The organism is Thalassotalea eurytherma (assembly GCF_030161415.1).
Classification (GTDB): Bacteria; Pseudomonadota; Gammaproteobacteria; order Enterobacterales; family Alteromonadaceae; genus Thalassotalea_G; species Thalassotalea_G eurytherma.
In genome coordinates, this window is record NZ_BSSU01000011.1 from 96526 (window position 1) to 113931 (window position 17406).

At 40.5% G+C, this 17406-nt stretch carries 15 protein-coding genes and 1 pseudogene; 7 read left to right on the plus strand and 9 right to left on the minus strand.

Annotated elements, in window-relative coordinates; all coding sequences use genetic code 11:
- Positions 1–94: 94 nt before the first annotated feature.
- Complete coding sequence (locus QQK02_RS11835) at positions 95–370, minus strand: cytochrome d ubiquinol oxidase subunit II (protein WP_322790610.1); 276 nt, start codon at positions 368–370, stop codon at positions 95–97.
- The gene (locus QQK02_RS11840) at positions 370–1338 is read right to left on the minus strand and encodes a class 1 fructose-bisphosphatase (protein WP_284208257.1); all 969 of its coding nucleotides are present in this window, start codon (positions 1336–1338) and stop codon (positions 370–372) included. Before QQK02_RS11840 ends, QQK02_RS11835 begins: the two co-directional genes overlap by 1 nt.
- A gap of 154 nt (positions 1339–1492) precedes the next feature.
- Between QQK02_RS11840 and QQK02_RS11845 the strand changes: the two genes are divergently transcribed.
- Positions 1493–3907, plus strand: a complete 2415-nt coding sequence (locus tag QQK02_RS11845; RefSeq protein ID WP_284208258.1) for a zinc-dependent metalloprotease — start codon at positions 1493–1495, stop codon at positions 3905–3907.
- Positions 3908–3986: 79 nt separating this feature from the next.
- Here the strand turns inward: QQK02_RS11845 and QQK02_RS11850 are convergent, their stop codons facing one another.
- The gene (locus QQK02_RS11850; RefSeq protein WP_284208260.1) at positions 3987–4901 is read right to left on the minus strand and encodes a DMT family transporter; all 915 of its coding nucleotides are present in this window, start codon (positions 4899–4901) and stop codon (positions 3987–3989) included.
- Between the two features lie 150 nt (positions 4902–5051).
- Between QQK02_RS11850 and QQK02_RS11855 the strand changes: the two genes are divergently transcribed.
- Positions 5052–6509: an aminotransferase-like domain-containing protein gene (locus tag QQK02_RS11855; protein ID WP_284208261.1), complete on the plus strand. Its 1458-nt coding sequence runs from the start codon at positions 5052–5054 to the stop codon at positions 6507–6509.
- Between the two features lie 9 nt (positions 6510–6518).
- Positions 6519–7730, plus strand: a complete 1212-nt coding sequence (locus QQK02_RS11860) for a multidrug effflux MFS transporter (RefSeq protein WP_284208262.1) — start codon at positions 6519–6521, stop codon at positions 7728–7730.
- Here the strand turns inward: QQK02_RS11860 and QQK02_RS11865 are convergent.
- The 4 genes from QQK02_RS11865 to aroQ form a co-directional block, all read right to left on the minus strand.
- A complete protein-coding gene (locus tag QQK02_RS11865; protein WP_284208263.1) occupies positions 7723–7896 on the minus strand; it encodes an oxidoreductase-like domain-containing protein in 174 nt (57 codons plus the stop codon). The genes QQK02_RS11860 and QQK02_RS11865 overlap by 8 nt on opposite strands.
- Before the next feature lie 99 nt (positions 7897–7995).
- Complete coding sequence (gene accC / locus QQK02_RS11870; protein ID WP_284208264.1) at positions 7996–9342, minus strand: acetyl-CoA carboxylase biotin carboxylase subunit; 1347 nt, start codon at positions 9340–9342, stop codon at positions 7996–7998.
- A 22-nt stretch (positions 9343–9364) separates the two neighbouring features.
- The gene (accB, locus tag QQK02_RS11875; protein WP_284208265.1) at positions 9365–9826 is read right to left on the minus strand and encodes an acetyl-CoA carboxylase biotin carboxyl carrier protein; all 462 of its coding nucleotides are present in this window, start codon (positions 9824–9826) and stop codon (positions 9365–9367) included.
- Positions 9827–9839: 13 nt separating this feature from the next.
- Positions 9840–10304, minus strand: coding sequence for a type II 3-dehydroquinate dehydratase (gene aroQ, locus QQK02_RS11880; RefSeq protein WP_284208266.1), 465 nt, complete (start codon positions 10302–10304; stop codon positions 9840–9842).
- 335 nt (positions 10305–10639) lie between these two features.
- Between aroQ and QQK02_RS11885 the strand changes: the two genes are divergently transcribed.
- The 4 genes from QQK02_RS11885 to QQK02_RS11900 are packed head-to-tail and all read left to right on the plus strand — an operon-like array spanning position 10640 to position 15177.
- Entirely contained in the window at positions 10640–11038 is a 399-nt protein-coding gene (locus tag QQK02_RS11885; protein ID WP_284208267.1) for a substrate-binding domain-containing protein, read from the plus strand.
- A gap of 2 nt (positions 11039–11040) precedes the next feature.
- Positions 11041–12228 (plus strand): TonB-dependent receptor, encoded by a 1188-nt coding sequence (locus QQK02_RS11890; protein ID WP_284208268.1) that lies wholly within the window; start codon positions 11041–11043, stop codon positions 12226–12228.
- Between the two features lies 1 nt (position 12229).
- Positions 12230–14659 carry a bifunctional diguanylate cyclase/phosphodiesterase gene (locus tag QQK02_RS11895; RefSeq protein WP_284208269.1) on the plus strand — a complete coding sequence of 810 codons (2430 nt, stop codon included), beginning with the start codon at positions 12230–12232 and terminating at the stop codon, positions 14657–14659.
- A gap of 2 nt (positions 14660–14661) precedes the next feature.
- A complete protein-coding gene (locus QQK02_RS11900; RefSeq protein WP_284208270.1) occupies positions 14662–15177 on the plus strand; it encodes a SixA phosphatase family protein in 516 nt (171 codons plus the stop codon).
- Between the two features lie 211 nt (positions 15178–15388).
- On the opposite strand, the gene fbaA is transcribed toward QQK02_RS11900, so the two are convergent.
- Positions 15389–16465, minus strand: a complete 1077-nt coding sequence (gene fbaA / locus QQK02_RS11905; RefSeq protein WP_284208271.1) for a class II fructose-bisphosphate aldolase — start codon at positions 16463–16465, stop codon at positions 15389–15391.
- Between the two features lie 8 nt (positions 16466–16473).
- Positions 16474–17037, minus strand: a pseudogene (gene eda / locus QQK02_RS11910) (bifunctional 4-hydroxy-2-oxoglutarate aldolase/2-dehydro-3-deoxy-phosphogluconate aldolase); the annotation flags it as partial.
- Positions 17038–17406: the final 369 nt, after the last annotated feature.

Consider the following 17406-nt stretch of genomic DNA (forward strand, 5'->3'; position numbering starts at 1 on the left):
ATCGTTAAGGTAGAACAACTACATTACGCTCTTTTCGCCTTGTTATCTTCAAAATTAGCCTAAAGCAGAGGCTAAAATGAAAGGTCAACAGCCCCTAATAATTCAACTTACTCGTTTTGCCCCAAAACACTTTATAAGCAAAGATTGTGTAACCGATGATCATTGGCAGTACAACAGCTGCTCCCATGAAAATGACCATGAGTGGTTCACGGGCACTTGCGGCCTCAAAAATGGTTAGTTTGGCAGGCACAATATAAGGGTAATAGCTATAAGCGAGCCCCGAAAAACAGAGAAGAAAAATACATGCGCCACAAGCAAATGGATACCAGCAGCCTATATCTCGTTTAAAAGGAACTTGCTTGTTACAAATTACTTATAATAAGACAAACACTTATCAACTTCGTTGCGCGAACCCATAATCACTTCAACACGCTGGTGAATGTCATCAGGTTCAATCTCCATAATGGGTCCTTTGCTGGTCACGGCTTTACCGCCAGCTTGCTCAACGAGGAAACTCATTGGGTTTGCTTCATACATCAACCTTAGTTTGTATGGCTTATCAGGGTTTTTGTTGTCAGCAGGGTAGGTAAAAATGCCGCCACGAGTTAACACGCGGTGAATATCGCCAACCATTGCCGCAATCCAGCGCATATTGAAATACTCACCGCGAGGGCCAGCTTCACCTGCAACTAAATCGGTAATATAGTTTTGCATTGGCTTTTCCCAAAAACGTTGGTTTGACATATTGACAGCGAATTCACGAGTATCTGCAGGCACTTGAACATTTCGTTCTACCAGCAAGTAACCACCATGGGTTCTGTCTAAAACGTAAAAGTGAGTACCACTACCTGTTGTCATCACTAGCATGGTTGATGGACCATATAATACATAGCCAGCACATACTTGTTTGTGACCTGCTTGTTTGAATTGATCTGGGTTATCAGCTGCCATGTCAGGAATGGCTTCATGGATAGAGAAAATCGTACCAATAAGCGAGTTAATATCAATGTTTGAACTACCATCGAGTGGGTCAAACGAAACGATGAATTTACCATCTTCTTCACCAGCAACAGACGTATCTTCTTCTTCTGAAGAAATTGCCTTTACAAAGCCCGACTCTAATAAGATGTCTTTGAATAACTCATTCGCTACTACATCGAGTTGCTTTTGCACTTCACCTTGAATATTTTCATCAAGTGTTGAACCCATCAATCCACCTAAGTGGGCTTGACTAACACGGAAAGAAATTTCTTTGGTTGCTGCAAGAATGGTTTTTATTAAAGAGATCAAATCTAGAGGAACATTATCTTCACGTAACGCTGGGGCTAGTCGTTGCATCTGGGTACCTAATTGCCGTAGAGTGATGTAAATTAGCTTAAGTAATTTTATCGTTTTTATTAACTGATCGACTTTACTCAAAGCTTTCAAAAAAAATCACAAAAAGTATACCGAATTTGGCCGTTGATTTCAGTAAAAAATAATTAGGAAACACATGAAATTTTTTCGACTATTTGCTTTGTTACTCAGTGTCTTGGCGCTTAGTGTTCAGGCAGAATCCTCATTTAATGACTTTGTTAAGGGTAAAACCCACCATCAAGGTTATTTTGACTTTTATTATGACAATGCAAACGGCAAAGTTTATTTAGCCATTGATCAATTAAATCAAGCATTTTTGTTTCAAAGTGGCTTACCGAAAGGCGTAGGTTCGAACGATATTGGTTTAGACCGCGGGCAATTGGGCGATACGCGAATTGTGCAGTTCGAGCGGGTCGGCGACAAAGTCTTTTTGCGTCAACTGAATACTTATTACCGAGCAAATTCGGAAAATGAATTAGAGCGCCAAGCAATTGAAGAAGCGTTTGCTAGCTCTATTCTTTGGGGTTTTAAAGTAGCTCAAGACGGCGAAGGTGTAGTACTTATCGATTATACGCCTTTCCTCATTTCAGATATTCATCAAGTGGCTAACCGTTTATCACAAACTAAACAAGGCAGTTTTAAGGTCGACAAATCTCGCAGTGGTTTTTATGCAAAGCGCTCGAAAGCATTTCCAAAGAACACCGAGTTAGAAGCCACCGTAACGTTTGTTGGTAAAGGCACTGGTCAATATATTCGTTCAGTTTCACCAGAAGCAAATGCGGTGAGTGTGAACATGCACCACTCATTAATTGAGCTGCCAGATGACAACTATCAAACGCGTGCCTTTCATCCCTTTAGCGGTTTTTGGTCGGTGGAATATGCTGACTATGCCTCATCGATTGAAGAGGACATGATTAAGCGCGTAATTCCTCGTCACCGTTTACACAAAAAAGACCCTACATCTGATCTAAGTGAAGCGGTTGAACCCATTGTTTATTATTTAGATGCAGGTGTTCCAGAGCCGGTGAAAAGTGCGTTAATTGATGGTGCTATGTGGTGGGATCAAGCGTTTGCAGCCGCAGGGTATAAAAATGCTTTTCGAGTAAAATTGCTGCCAGCGGATGCTGATCCAATGGATGTGCGCTATAACGTGATTCAGTGGGTTCACCGAGCAACCCGCGGTTGGTCATATGGTGCGTCAGTTATCGACCCTCGTACCGGTGAAATTTTAAAAGGTCATGTAACACTTGGTTCGTTGCGTGTTCGTCAAGATTATTTAATCGCTTTGGGCTTAACTTCACCATTTAAAGGTGAGACTACTGATACCTCATCTATGAAAGAGATGGCACTTGCCCGTATTCGTCAGTTATCGGCTCATGAGGTTGGTCACACATTAGGTATTGCTCATAATTTTGCTGCCAGTGTCAATAACCGAGCATCTGTGATGGATTACCCACATCCACTGGTGATGTTAAATGATGGCAAGGTTGATTTGTCTAAAGCTTACGATGACAAGATTGGCGATTGGGATAAATACGTTATTGCATATGGCTACGGAGATTATGAAAAATCTGAAGAGCCTGTGGTTTTAGCAAACCTTGTCAAGCAAGCCCAAGATAAAGGACTACAGTATATTTCGGATCCTGATGCGCGTCCTAAATCAGGCGGTCACGCAACAGCTCACCTTTGGGATAACGGTGCAAGTGCGGTTGATGAGTTAAATCGTATGATGGAAGTGCGTTCACATGCTTTATCAAACTTAGGGATTAACTCTATTGCTAATGGCACTCCACTATCTGAAATTGAACAGGTGCTAGTCCCTATTTATAACTTTCATCGCTTTCAAGTCGAAGCTGCAGTTAAATTGATTGCCGGGGTTAATTATCACTATGAAGTTAAAGGCGAAGCAAGGATTAAAGGTGTAGAGCAAGTTGATGGTAAGGCACAACAAGCAGCCATTACCGCATTACTCAATACCTTGGACGCGCAAACTTTAACATTACCTGAATCGTTAATTAAGCTTATTCCGCCGAAGGCATATGGTTATAGTCGAAATAGAGAAAGCTTCACGTCAAACACTGGTTTAACGTTTGATCCAGTAACCGCTGCACAAGCTAACGCAAAGCATACTTTAACGCTATTGCTAAACAGTGGTCGTTTAGCCCGCTTAGCTCAACATCATATGTTTGATGATAATGTACCAAGTGTCGCGCAATTATTTGATGAGCTTATCAAGGCAACAATTGCGCAAAAACCTCAATCAGGTATATCGGTATTAGTTCAGCAACGTATTAACCATCAGGTAGTAGAAGCTTTGTTAAACTTATGGCATAGCCCAAACACCGTTGTTGAAGTTAAAGCAGATTTATATACAACGTTGAATGAATTGATTGATTGGCTTGAAGATAAAGAAGGTGATCGTAAATACAAGCAAATGTCATCTCAGTTTAATTTACTAAGTATGATGATTGAATCAAGTTTAGAAACCAATAAACGTGTCCAAGAAGCAGGTAAATTACGTTTACCGCCGGGCTCACCTATAGGTCAGTAGATTTTAAATGAAAAAACGGCATGACGGGAAGGAAAGTCATGCCGTGTGCTTATTTGTTGTTAGCACAAAAGAAGTGTTGTTATGATTGTGTTGTGGCAGGTTTAGCCAAAAGCTTTTCTGAAAACTTAGGTTTAGCCAGCACAACCAAATTTCCTATCATGATGGTGACAAAACCAAAAACCGTATAGCTATTCCATTCAAACCCTTCGACAAATGTTGAAATTACTACCGCTACTGCTGGAAACATAATGGTTGAATAAGACGCTTTATGAGCGCCAATATTGCCGAGTAGTGTTAAGTAACAGCCAAAGCCAATCACTGAACCAAAAAGTGACAAATACAAAAGAGATACGATGTATTCAGGCGTTGTTGACATCGTAAATTCGACGCCTTGAATCATCGCCATTAACGCCATAAACAAGGTACCGTAAAGCATGCCCCATGCGTTAGATTGGACAACGGGTAATTGCTTATTTTTATTAGCGATCGAAATCATATTACCTGCAGAAGCGCACATTGTACCGATCAAGCACAAACCTAAGCCAAGCAGTGTGGTGTCGGTTAATGATAAATGCTCTATTTGTGGCCAAAACAAAGTCACTATGCCGATTAAGCCTAATGCACCACCAAGGTAGGTTTGTTTCGATATTTTAGTGTTAAACCAAATGCGTGTATTGACAATGTTCATCAACATAATGGTAGAAAATGCGATACAGGTTAGCGCTGAATTTATATGGCTTTGTGCTAAATATAGAAAATAGTAATTGGCACCAAATAGCATCACACCAAAACAAATCAATTGAAAATGGCTTTTCATATCGAGCGATAAATCGAGTTTACGCCATTTACAATAGACAAAGAGCACAATGGCCGCTAAGCCAAAACGATAAACCAATGAAACTTCAGGTGCGACATCACCTAGCTGATAATTGATCGCAATCCATGTAGAACCCCATATTAAGACAGTCGTGAGGTATAGAGCAGTATTATTCATCGTTTAGCGCCTCCTTGGAAAATTAAAACACGTTCAACCTAGTAATCGTTTTTACTCAACTAGCAAAAAATCACGTTTTGAGTTTGCATAGGTTATCGCTTTTTTGTTTTAATAACATATACAGAAAAACAAAAATGAGACCTATACAGTTTGCAGCTACTAGATAAAGAAGCCAACGTATTCCTTTATCAACAAGTCATCGATTTTGTTGAACAGCAATACCAACAAGGCTTGCTCAAGGCTGGCGACAAATTACCCAGCTTACGTAAGTTGAGCAGCCAACTGGGGATAAGTGTGCCCACGGTAAAGCAGGCCTACATTGAGCTAGAGCGAAGAGGACAAGTGCAAGCAAGGCCGCAATCTGGCTACTACATGAAAGCCACTGCTGCTAAAACCTTGTTGCCGATGAGAAGCAAGTGGGCGAGTACATCACCTGCTGAAATAAACTGTCGCAGTCTAATAGAGCAAGTTTACGATGCTATTCACCTACCCGACACCGTCGCATTAGGTATTTCCAACCCGATTAAAGTGCAAGCTCCAGATAAAACACTGGCTAGATTAATGCGAAAAGTGCTGTCTCAAGTGTCAGAAAAGGCCGTCAGTTATGGTCCGATAAATGGCGATAAAAAACTGAGGATGCAACTCGCTTATCGTTATCAAGAGCAAGGAGTGCAAGTCGCATATGATGATATTGTGATCACTTGTGGTGCCCAAGAAGCTATTTCTATTGCACTACAATGCGTTGCGCAAAAAGGTGACGTGATCGCCATTGAGTCACCTTGTTATTTCGGCATTATCGAGTTGATCGAAAGCTTAGGTATGAAAGCGGTAGAGATTTATACCTGCCCGGAAGAGGGCGTATGCTTAGAAGATCTGCAGCAAAGTATTGAGCATCACCATATTAAAGCGTGTGTATTTTCAACAGCAATTAATAATCCGCTAGGTTCTAAAATGCCTGACGCAAAGCGAGCATCGTTAGTGGAGTTAATTGAATCATACCAAGTGCCTTTGATTGAAGATGATGTCTATGGTGAGCTCTATTTTACTGGTGATAAACCTAAACCCGCACAACTCTTCTCAAAAGATGGTTTGGTGATGACATGTTCTTCATTTTCTAAAACAGCAGCACCTGGCTACCGAGTCGGCTATTTATTACCGGGTAAATTCGAAGAGCAGGCCAAACGTATAAAACGGGCGCAGTCATGTTCAACGGCTATGCTGCCGCAGTGGACGTTAACCGAATACGTGCTATCAGGCGATTATGATCGACACCTGCATACGCTACGCAAAAAATTGATGTATAATTGCGAGCGTATGCGCTGTGCAATTGCCCATTACTTTCCAAGTGGGGTTTGTATTAGTCAGCCGCAAGGTGGCAGTGTACTGTGGGTGCGTTGCTCGTCTAAAGTCAATACTCGAGATTTTTTCCAACAAGCTATAGATGCTGGCGTTAGCTTTGCGCCGGGCATGATTTTTTCACCCTCAGGAAAATATCAAAACTACCTACGACTCAGTTTTGGTGTTCATTGGGATAACAAAGTCGAACAGGCAATTGAAACGTTAGGTGCGATAATACATCAGCATTACCAAAAGCATCAGTTATTATAAGGGCAATTCATGTCGCAACTTGGCGAACATTCACTCAAGCGTTTAATCATACTCCTGGCAAGTTTAATGGCGATGTCGCCATTAGCTATTGATTTATATTTGCCTGCAATGCCCGTCATGGCACAAGATTTTTCGACAACCATGCCGATGATGCAAAATACGTTAAGTATTTATTTAGCTGGTTACGCGTGTGGCTTGATTTTATTTGGCCCGCTGTCAGACATTAACCCAAGGCGAAAATTGGCGATTATCGGCGTGGCTGGTTTCACGCTATGCAGCTTTGCACAAATATTTTGTCAAAGTATTGAAGCGTTTTTTGCGTTGCGGTTTGCACAAGCATTTATCGTTTCTTCAGCACTTGTCATTATTCCTGCAACCATTCGAGAATATTACGGTAAAAACACAGCGAAAGGTTTGTCGTATGTTTCTATGGTGATGATGTTAGCGCCGATGATCGCGCCAACTATTGGTAGTGTCTTATTATCAATAAGTGGCTGGCCGCTGATATTTATTGCATTGACGAGTTATGCCGTAGTGATGTTAGTGCTGGTAGTTCGCTTTTTGCCAGAAAAAAAACAACGTTCGCCAAAACCTAAATCTCTTGAGTTTTTTTCACGTTATAAGCTTGTATTTACACGCAAGAAAGCGCGGACTGATTTATTGACCTCGATGGTGGTTTCACTGGCCTTCTTTAGTTATATCACTGCTATTCCGTTTGTTTATTTATCGGTTTATCAGCTTAGCGAGTTCCAGTTTAGTGTGTTGTTTGGCGTTGCTGTCTTTGCCTTGATGACAGCGCACTTTATTAATTCTCGCCTAGTGACTAAGGTTGGATCGAGAGCGATGTTAAATGGTGGCTTATTAGTGGCAATGACGTTTTCTATCGCGCTTGTTATTAGCACTGTCACTCATGCGCATATTGCTATTTTTGTCGCATCATTATTGCCGTTGATGGGGAGTTTATCTGTGATAGCGGTGAATGCTGACGCGCTCGTGTTTTCACGTTTTAAAATGCATTTAGGTACGGCTACTGCTGTAATTGGGGTGTTACGGTTCGGTGTTGGCGCGCTAGCTGGGCCAATTTTAGCGTTTTTTCACGATGGCACAGCAACGGTGTTTGCCAGTTTAATGTTTAGTTGTATTGCGTTCATAGCGATTTTACAGTTGCCAACGAATATACGATTAAGAAAATACCGTCAGCAATTAAAGCAGCTTAGCTAGAAAGTAAGTTTTCTTGGCCTTTTAACTTAGCTTGCGCTAAGCGCCATTCACGCAAGCGTGCATTGTAGGCATCCCAAACGCAAGGATTACATGCGCCTCCACCACAGCAGTCATCGTCTGCAGGTGGGGTTGGCTTCTCTACTTTTTCGTCATTTTGCTGGGTCATACGAGATCTTTGTACTGCTTAAATTTTTGCTTAGGATAATAAAAAATGGGGCCAGTGTAAAAGTTTACACTGGCCCCATTTTCCTATTTGCTTTAACGTCTATTCTTGTTCAGCAAGTTTCTTTTCTAAATAGTGAATGTTTGCTCCACCATTTACGAAACCTTCGTCATTAAGAATATCTTTATGAAGCGCAATGTTGGTTTTGATACCGTCAACAACTAACTCATTTAAAGCGTTACGCATACGTGCAATCGCTACGTCACGATTATCACCGTATGTAATTAACTTACCAACCATTGAGTCGTAATGTGGCGGTACTGAATAGTCGGCATAAATATGAGAGTCCCAACGAATACCCATACCACCAGCAGGGTGGAAGCGAGTGATTTTACCCGGTGACGGGATAAAGGTACGTGGATCTTCAGCATTAATACGACACTCAATTGCATGACCTGCAATCTTAATATCATCTTGTGTATAAGATAACGGCTGGCCAGCAGCAACACGAAGTTGTTCTTTAATTAAGTCAACACCTGTAATCATTTCTGTCACTGGGTGCTCTACTTGAATACGTGTATTCATTTCAATGAAATAGAACTCACCGTTTTCATACAAGAATTCAAAGGTACCTGCACCACGGTAATCAATCTCAAGACAGGCGCGACAACAGCGCTCACCAATTTGCTTACGCATCTCTGGTGTAATACCTGGTGCTGGTGCTTCTTCAACAACTTTTTGGTGACGACGTTGCATTGAACAGTCTCGCTCACCTAAGTGAATTGCACCGCCTTGACCATCAGCAATAACTTGAATTTCAACGTGACGTGGGTTCTCTAGGAATTTCTCCATGTAAACCATGTCATTGTTAAATGCTTGGCGAGCTTCTGTTTTCGTTAATTGAATTGATTCTAACAATTCGCTTTCTTCACGAACAACACGCATACCACGACCACCGCCACCACCAGAGGCTTTGATGATTACTGGGTAACCGATACGTTTACCGTGTGCTAAGTTTGCATCATCATCATCAGTTAATGGACCATCTGAACCGGGAACACATGGAACGCCAGCTTGCTTCATTGCCTGAATTGCCGCTACTTTATCACCCATAATGCGGATGCTTTCCGCTTTAGGCCCAATAAAAGTAAAACCTGATTGCTCTACCTGTTCAGCGAAGTCAGCATTTTCTGCTAAGAAGCCGTAACCAGGGTGAATAGCTGTTGCATTCGTTACTTCTGCAGCAGTGATAATGCTTGGGATATCTAAATAACTTTCTGTAGCTGGCGGTTTACCGATACAGATCGTTTCGTCTGCTAATAACACGTGCTTTAAGTTACGGTCAGCAGTTGAGTGAACAGCGACTGTTTTAATGCCTAGCTCTTTACAAGCGCGTAATATACGAAGTGCAATTTCACCTCGGTTGGCAATAACGACTTTTTCTAACATGGAATTACCCTCTGTGTTGGGCTTATTCAATGACGAATAGCGGTTGATCGAATTCAATAGCGTCTTCGTTCTTCGCTAAAATTTCTTTGATAACACCAGATTTGTCAGCTTCAATTTGGTTCATCATTTTCATTGCTTCAACGATACATAATGTATCGCCAGCGTTTACGTGCTGACCTACTTCTACAAATGCAGCTGCATCTGGAGAAGCTGATGAATAGAATGTACCAACCATTGGAGAACGCACAATGTGACCAGACGGCGCAGCAGATGCTACTGGCGCTTCGGCAACGGGTGCTGCTGTAGGAGCTGTAGGCGCAGCTGCTGGCGCTTGCATCATTGGTGCAGCTTGCATCATTGGCTGTGCTAGTGCTGTGCCACCTTTATTAATACGAATTGATTCTTCACCTTCAGAAATCTCGATTTCACTGATACCAGACTCTTCAACCAGTTCGATCAATTTCTTAATTTTACGAATATCCATTGGAACACCTTTGTTAGTTTTGTTTGTTTTTCTGCGCTGATAAGGAGTCGATAGCATAATCTAATGCAAACTCGTAGCCTTTTGGTCCTAAGCCACATATCACTCCCTGAGCAACGTCAGATAAATATGACTGATGCCTAAACGATTCTCTTACATGCACGTTTGATAAGTGAACTTCTACAAACGGTATGTTAACCGCTAATAGTGCGTCTCTTAGTGCAACACTGGTATGCGTATAAGCAGCAGGATTAATAATTATGTAATCAATTTTGTTCAAACTTTGATGGATGGCATCAATCAATTCATGCTCAGCATTAGACTGCAAATGACTAAGCGCGACGTTTTGTTGGCTGGCTTTTTCGTTTAAACCTGTAACGATCTCGTCGAGATTTTGTGCCCCATATATAGTTGGTTCACGTTTACCTAGCATGTTTAGGTTAGGGCCATTTAGCACTAAAATATTGAATCTTGCGTCCATCTTCTTAAATTTGTCGTTAAATTGTTGGTAAATCCATCATTGCATAGTTTTTGATGTTTTTACAGTTTGTTTCAGGGTGGAAATTTTCATTCCTTACTTTTAGCAACATATTATAGGGTTTTCGCAGAAATTAGCAGTAAAATACTGGTCTGATGACGTAGAGCCAATAATTTAAAGCTTTTTTTTAAATTTCAGCTAGACTATAAAGTGTTGAGCAAGTAGGGTAAGCCGCTTAAAGATCAGCGAGTTACCATGTTTCCGGCCTTATAGGAACAGGTGCTAATAGCACTAAGATTAGTAAGGGAATAACTATCAAATATTTAAGCTTTTTATTTTTGCTAGTAGGGTTGGTGTATGTTGGGCGTGTAGATGCTGCAGTCATCATTAGTCATTCCTCAATTGAAACTAAGCAATTATCAACATCTCAACTTCGTCGCATTTACACCATGCGACAAACAACATGGGCCAATGGTCAGGCTATTGTTGTTTATACACTTCCGAGCTCACATCCTGTTCATCAAGAATTTACTAAAAAAGAGCTCAAAATCTTTCCATATCAACTCGACAAAATGTGGATCAAGTTGACGTTTTCTGGTTTGGCAAAACCACCTATTAAGGTCAATACCATGGAGGAGTTAATAGACGCGGTTAAGTCAACACCGGGCGCAATCGGTTATGTAAATCAAAATGCCTCATTAGATGGTCTGAATGTTATTGCAATGGAGGCAAAGTAACAGTGAAAAAATTATTCCCAACGATAAGTATTTTAGCGCTTAGTCTGTTTTCAACAGTTGTTAGTGCATCAGAAAAATTACAATGGCATGGCTTTATTGCACAAGGCCTTATTCAAGCTAAAGATACTAATTATATAAACGACGATGGTGATGTCTCTACAGAGCTTACCGAAGTAGGTTTAAACCTTTCTTACCAAATTAACCAGCAATTACGTTTCGCAGCTCAAGCGGTATACATCAATGGCGGTAATCGGTATAACGAAGGTGGTCGAGTCGATTACTTTATGTTGGATTGGCACGCTTATAGTGATGAAAACGACAACACGCATATTTATGTTGGCCGTATCAAAAACTACACCTATTTATATTCGAGCGTTCGCGATGTGCCGATGGCACGACCTAGTATCATTCTTCCACAGGGGATGTATTTTGACGCCACCCGTGATTTAAGTGTTGGTGGTGACGGGGTGTATATTAATCACAAACATGATTCGGAAAATTACGGACATTTTGATTTCAATATTTCCTCAAGCCAGTCTGAAATCTCTGATAAGCAAAAGCAGATTATGCTTGGAGACTTCGCCACCGGCGATTTAGATCACAAATTAGATGTTCAATCGAGTGTTTACTGGCAACCTTCTGATTTCTCACCTTGGCGTTTTGGTCTTGGTGCATTAACCGCCGAATTTGATTATGAAAAGGGTACTGGCGACGCTTTTTCTGATGGTAAATTAGTGCTGCAACGATATACGGCTAACTTCAACTATGAAGGGGAGTATTGGGAGTTTAGCGGTGAAGTGATGCAAGAACGTTTTCGTTTAGAAAATTTATATTTTGATGGTTCTCTTGTCGATCGCTTTAGCCAAGGTATCTATGGTCAAGCACGTTATAATTTTACTGATAAATTAAGTGTGCTAGGACGAGCAGAGCGTTTTTACGGTAATAAAGATGATCGTGATGGCAAAACGTTAGAAGCTAGTTCAGGTGGTTTGATTCCTCGTTATTTTGCCTATCAACATACCTTAACCTTAGGGATGAGTTATGATTTTCAGCCCAATCTTCGATTACAATTAGAAAATCACTGGATTAAAGGTGCAGCCCGCCTGACGCCAATTATCTTGCCTGACCCTGTTACGAATAATAAAGAAGATTGGCAAGTGTGGGCATTGCAATTGATGTATTGGTTCTAATATGAAAAAGTTTTTTGTTAGTGTTTCATTTAAGCTTGTTTCCATCTTAGTTGGCACCTTGTTATGTATCAGTGTGTTTTACTCATGGTTATCATTCGTTAAGTTAGAGTCTGAATATGCCAAACTTCAACAAGAAGCGTTGGAGCAGGGGCGTTATTTTTTCCAATTGCAAACGAAGCAGCTTGTTACGGAGCTTCAAACGTTAGTGGAGTGGTACGCAGATCCCGATCAAGGGCGGGCGAATCACGATTTCAACGCGCTAGGTCAGGTGTTTAATCAACAATTTGAAAAGATGCAGCTACATCTTGATATTGAGGATATTTGGCTACTACAACGCAATAATGTGGCATTTAGTACATCACCATTAACCAATGAAGTTAGGCAAATTAGCCAACAAGTGCAGTTCAAACAGCAACCTATTTCAAAAATTGTTTGTGAAGATAAGTGTTTTCAGGCTGTTGGTTTGCCTATTATGAATGCGCAAGGTGACGAAGCCGCCATTATTTTAAAAGCAAATATGAGTGACAATCTAATGTCATTCAATGAGCTGTTTGGTGGCGATGTTGCTGTATTTCGAGTGCCTCATAAAGCAGGTATTGCAAATGCTGAAGTATTACTAAGTACTGACAACAGGCTAATTGATCATATAAAAACGTTAAAAGTCGATAATGAAAATATTGATAGCATCATGGAAAACGGGTTGAACTTTACTTTTCAAGAGCGCTATTACTTAGTTAACTTTCTTCCATTAACCCTTAATGAAAATGGTTTTTTCAATTTAATATTGATTGAAGATTTAACCCAATACACGCAAGAAAACCAACTGTACCGAAATAAGTTCTTGGCCGCAGTGATTGCTTTTTTATTGCTGGTGAGCTTTATCGTTTATGTACTTTCTCGTTCATTTACCGATCGCTTAGTAACCCTTGCAGACTTTTTACCATTGTTGGCTAAAAAGCAATTTACTGATTTTCGAAAAGCTGAATTCAAGCGTAAAAACTGGTTTAGTGATGAGTTAGATACGGTAATAGAGTCGGCGACGATGCTGAGCTACCAGCTTGAAAAACTTAATTTAAAAGTGAATTTGAAAACCAATGAGTTAGAAAATATTGCAATGTATGATCTGCTTACCGGTTTACCAAATCGCAATATGCTTAATTTCGAATTAAAGAAAAGCCTAGCTAAATTGCAATATAGTACGCATGGGTTTGCACTATTATTTTTAGATTTAGATGACTTTAAAAAAGTTAACGATAGTTATGGTCATAGTGAAGGTGACAAATTGCTCGTTGAAGCCGCTCAACGACTTAATGCCTGTGCTCGAAATATTGATGTTGTTTGTCGTTTTGGTGGTGATGAATTTGTCATTATTTTGAGTCAGTTAAGTACTGAAAGTGAAGGTAAAGCGCTTGCTGATGAGTTTTTGAAACAGTTTAAATCAGGTATCAAACTTGAGGAAAACACCTTCTACGTATCTTCAAGTTTAGGCATGGTTTATTGTGCTGATCCTGATGCATCGCCAGACGATTTAATCTCTTCTGCAGATATTGCGATGTACGAAGCGAAAATGAATGGCGGTGACCAATGTTTTGTCTACGATCCTAAAATGTATCAGCGTGTGGCACACCGTGTCATGATGGAAGGCGATGTGAGAACTGCATTGCTTGAGCATCAGTTTAGCCTAGCATTACAACCTCAAATCGAAGCAAATACTAATCGCTTTATCGGTTTTGAAGCATTGCTTCGTTGGAAACATCCTGAACGCGGTATGATTTCACCAGACGACTTCATACCTGTTTTAGAGAACTCAGAGCAAATGATTGAGTTAGGATACTGGGTTGTTCGTCGCTGTTTTGAATTAGTACGTAACTTTATACAGCTTGGCTATTCAGATATTAAAGTGGCAATCAACTTGTCAGCAAATCAATTCTTAGATCCTAATTTATCGCCATTTTTGACTAATTTACTGCAAGCCTATGAATTAGACGCTAAGCATTTTGAGTTAGAACTTACTGAACAAACCTTAGTGGAAGATATTGATAAAGCAATTGCCGTAATGGTTACGCTTAGAGAATATGGTTTTAGTTTTGCCATCGATGATTTTGGAACAGGCTACTCGTCACTAGCCTATTTAAAAAGAATGCCGGTCGATATTATTAAAATAGATAAGAGTTTTGTTTTCGGTATGCTAGAAAATAATGCCGATTATCAGATTATTATGTCGACCATTGCCATGGTGAAAAGTTTAGATCTGAAAGTGGTCGCAGAAGGGGTTGAGACCGGCGCTCAAATGCGTAGCCTTGAAGAGAATGGTTGTGATTATTTCCAAGGGTATTATTTTGCTAAGCCTGTACCTGAAGACGAAATAATAGAATACATTCAAGAGCAATTTCGCCATGGCGTTTGGAGTAATACCGAAGTCTACCAATAGCAATGAAAACACTAAAGTTATTGAGGCATGCTAAGTCTGATTGGCACACACCATATGATGATGACAAATTGCGTGGCCTCAATAGCAGAGGCCATCGCGATATTGCACGTATTGCACCTTTACTGAGTAGCTATTTAATCTCATCACAGTCGATCCTTGTCAGTGCTGCGCATCGAGCACAGTTAACGATTCAGGGTATCGCTGATATGCCCTCACCAGAGAACGAAGCGCCACTCAATTGGACGGTTGATGAGTCTCTTTACACCTTTTCAATGACTCACTTATTGTCGTTGTTAGGCAACATATCAAATGATTTTACTGATATCTGCTTTGTGGGGCATAACCCTGCTTTTATAGAGCTCATTAACTACCTTGTTATGCCGCCGCTCGATAACTTTCCTACATGTGGTTTTATCGAGATGAAACTTCAGATTCATTCATGGCAGGATATCAAGGAAGGTTGTGGCAAAGTGTCTTTTTATCTAACACCTAAGCAAATAAAAAAAGGGTCAGTGTAATGATATACACTGACCCTTTTTATGTCTATTGATATACGTTCGATTAGGGGCTGTTGATCTTTAATTTTAGCCAAAGCCCTTTGGGTTGACTTGAAAAAGCGATATTCTTTGTTGCTTAAAGTGTATTTGGAACAACCAAACATTACTTTAAGCGCCGCGAATCTCATCTTTTTCAAGGTAACAGAGTTACAAACTGAAAGATCAACAGACCCTAATATCTATCGAGACAGTTTAAATCATCGAAACAAGTGACAAGTCGTTTTGTCATACTTTGTTCAGCATGCTTTAACCACGCACGCGGATCATAAAACTTTTTGTTCGGTTTATCGTCGCCGTCTGGGTTACCAATTTGGCCTTGTAGGTAATCTTTGTTATCAGTGTAGTAGTTTTTCACACCTTCCCAAGTAGCCCATTGTGTATCCGTATCAATGTTCATCTTAATGACGCCATAATCAATTGCGTCACGGATATCTGATAATTCAGAGCCAGAACCGCCATGAAAAACAAAATTTAATGGCTTAGCATGTAAACCAAACTTTTCCTCAACATACTTTTGTGAGTTATGCAAGATTAACGGTGTGAGCTGAACGTTGCCTGGCTTGTATACACCATGAACATTGCCGAAAGATGCTGCAATGGTAAAGTCTTCAGAAACCGCATTGAGTATCTCGTAAGCATAGGCTACATCTTCAGGTTGTGTGTATAACGCACTGCTATCTAGGTGTGAGTTATCTACGCCATCTTCTTCACCACCAGTACAGCCTAACTCAATTTCAAGCGTCATACCCATTTTAGTCATGCGCGTTAAGTATTGCTTGCAGGTTGTAATGTTATCTTCAAGTGACTCAACTGATAAATCTATCATATGTGAGCTAAATAATGGTTTACCTGTTTGCTCAAAATGGCTTTCGCTTGCTTCGAGCATGCCATCAATCCAAGGCAATAGTTCACGACTAGCATGGTCGGTATGCAAAATAACAGGTATGCCATAAAATTTGGCAACTTGATGCACATAGTGAGCAGCTGCAATACCACCTGCTACGGCAGAATCGTTACTTGATAATCCCACGCTCTTCCCTAAGAAAAAGCTTGCACCACCATGTGATAATTGAATGATTATTGGTGAGTTGACTTCTTTTGCTGCAGCGAGTGCAGCATTAATTGAGTGGCTACCAATAATATTAACGGCTGGATAGGCAAAGTTATTTGCCTTCGCGTAGTCGAGTAAAGTTTTAACACCTTTTTGTGTTGCAACACCTGGTGCAACTAAGTTAGATAAACGCTCCATGAAAATCCCTATGAGTTAGCATGTTTGCAGGCTTCAGTAATATTATGCCATTGTTTTTGCTCAACCCAAACTTTTGTTGAAATCCATGTGCCACCAACAGCAAAACAGTTTGAAAGCGATAAATGATTTTCTTTGTTTTGTTGCTTAACACCGCCCGTTGGGCAAAAGCTTACTTGCGGGAACAAGCTGCTCATTGCTTGAATGAAGCTAGGTCCACCAGATAACGATGCTGGGAAAAGCTTAACTTCAGTATAACCATGCTCTGTGGCTAATAACAAATCGGAAGTCGTCGAAATACCGGGTAAGACAGGAATTGTTAAACCAGATAAGTGTTTAATAAGACTTTCTGAAATAGCAGGTGTCACAATGCAGTCAGCTTTTGCATCCAGTGCCTGTTTTAATGTTTCTGGCGACGTAATCGTGCCTGCACCTACCTTCATTTCAGGTAGTGCTTTTTTGATAGCGATTAATGCATCAATAGATGCTTGCGTGCGCAGTACCACCGCCACTACATCAATATCAGCATCAGCCATTGCTTTAGCAATAGCGACACCTTCCTCTGCAGTATCAGCTTAAGTGTGCGCCTAAATAGCAACCGTTAAATCAATCGCCGGCTGAAGTCGTATCAACTGCGTTATCGATCGGAGCAATTGGATGAATTTGTTTTAAGTTGTTTGCCATTGAAGTGATATTTTAGACTCAGTACCTCAGTCATCAACCATCTGTAAAAAGTACCCTAAATCTTTATTTGCAAGTTTTCGACCATGTTACCGCCCATAAGGCCCAGGCCGATAAATCAATTAGTGGCTTTGTCGTATTCATTCCTAAAAAATTTTCAGTTCACTCTACCCGAATTGAACAAATAAAAATGTCGGTAAATTAACTATTCTTACTATTCAATATTTACGACTCGCGGCCTTCGGTTAGTAAAACAACGAGCA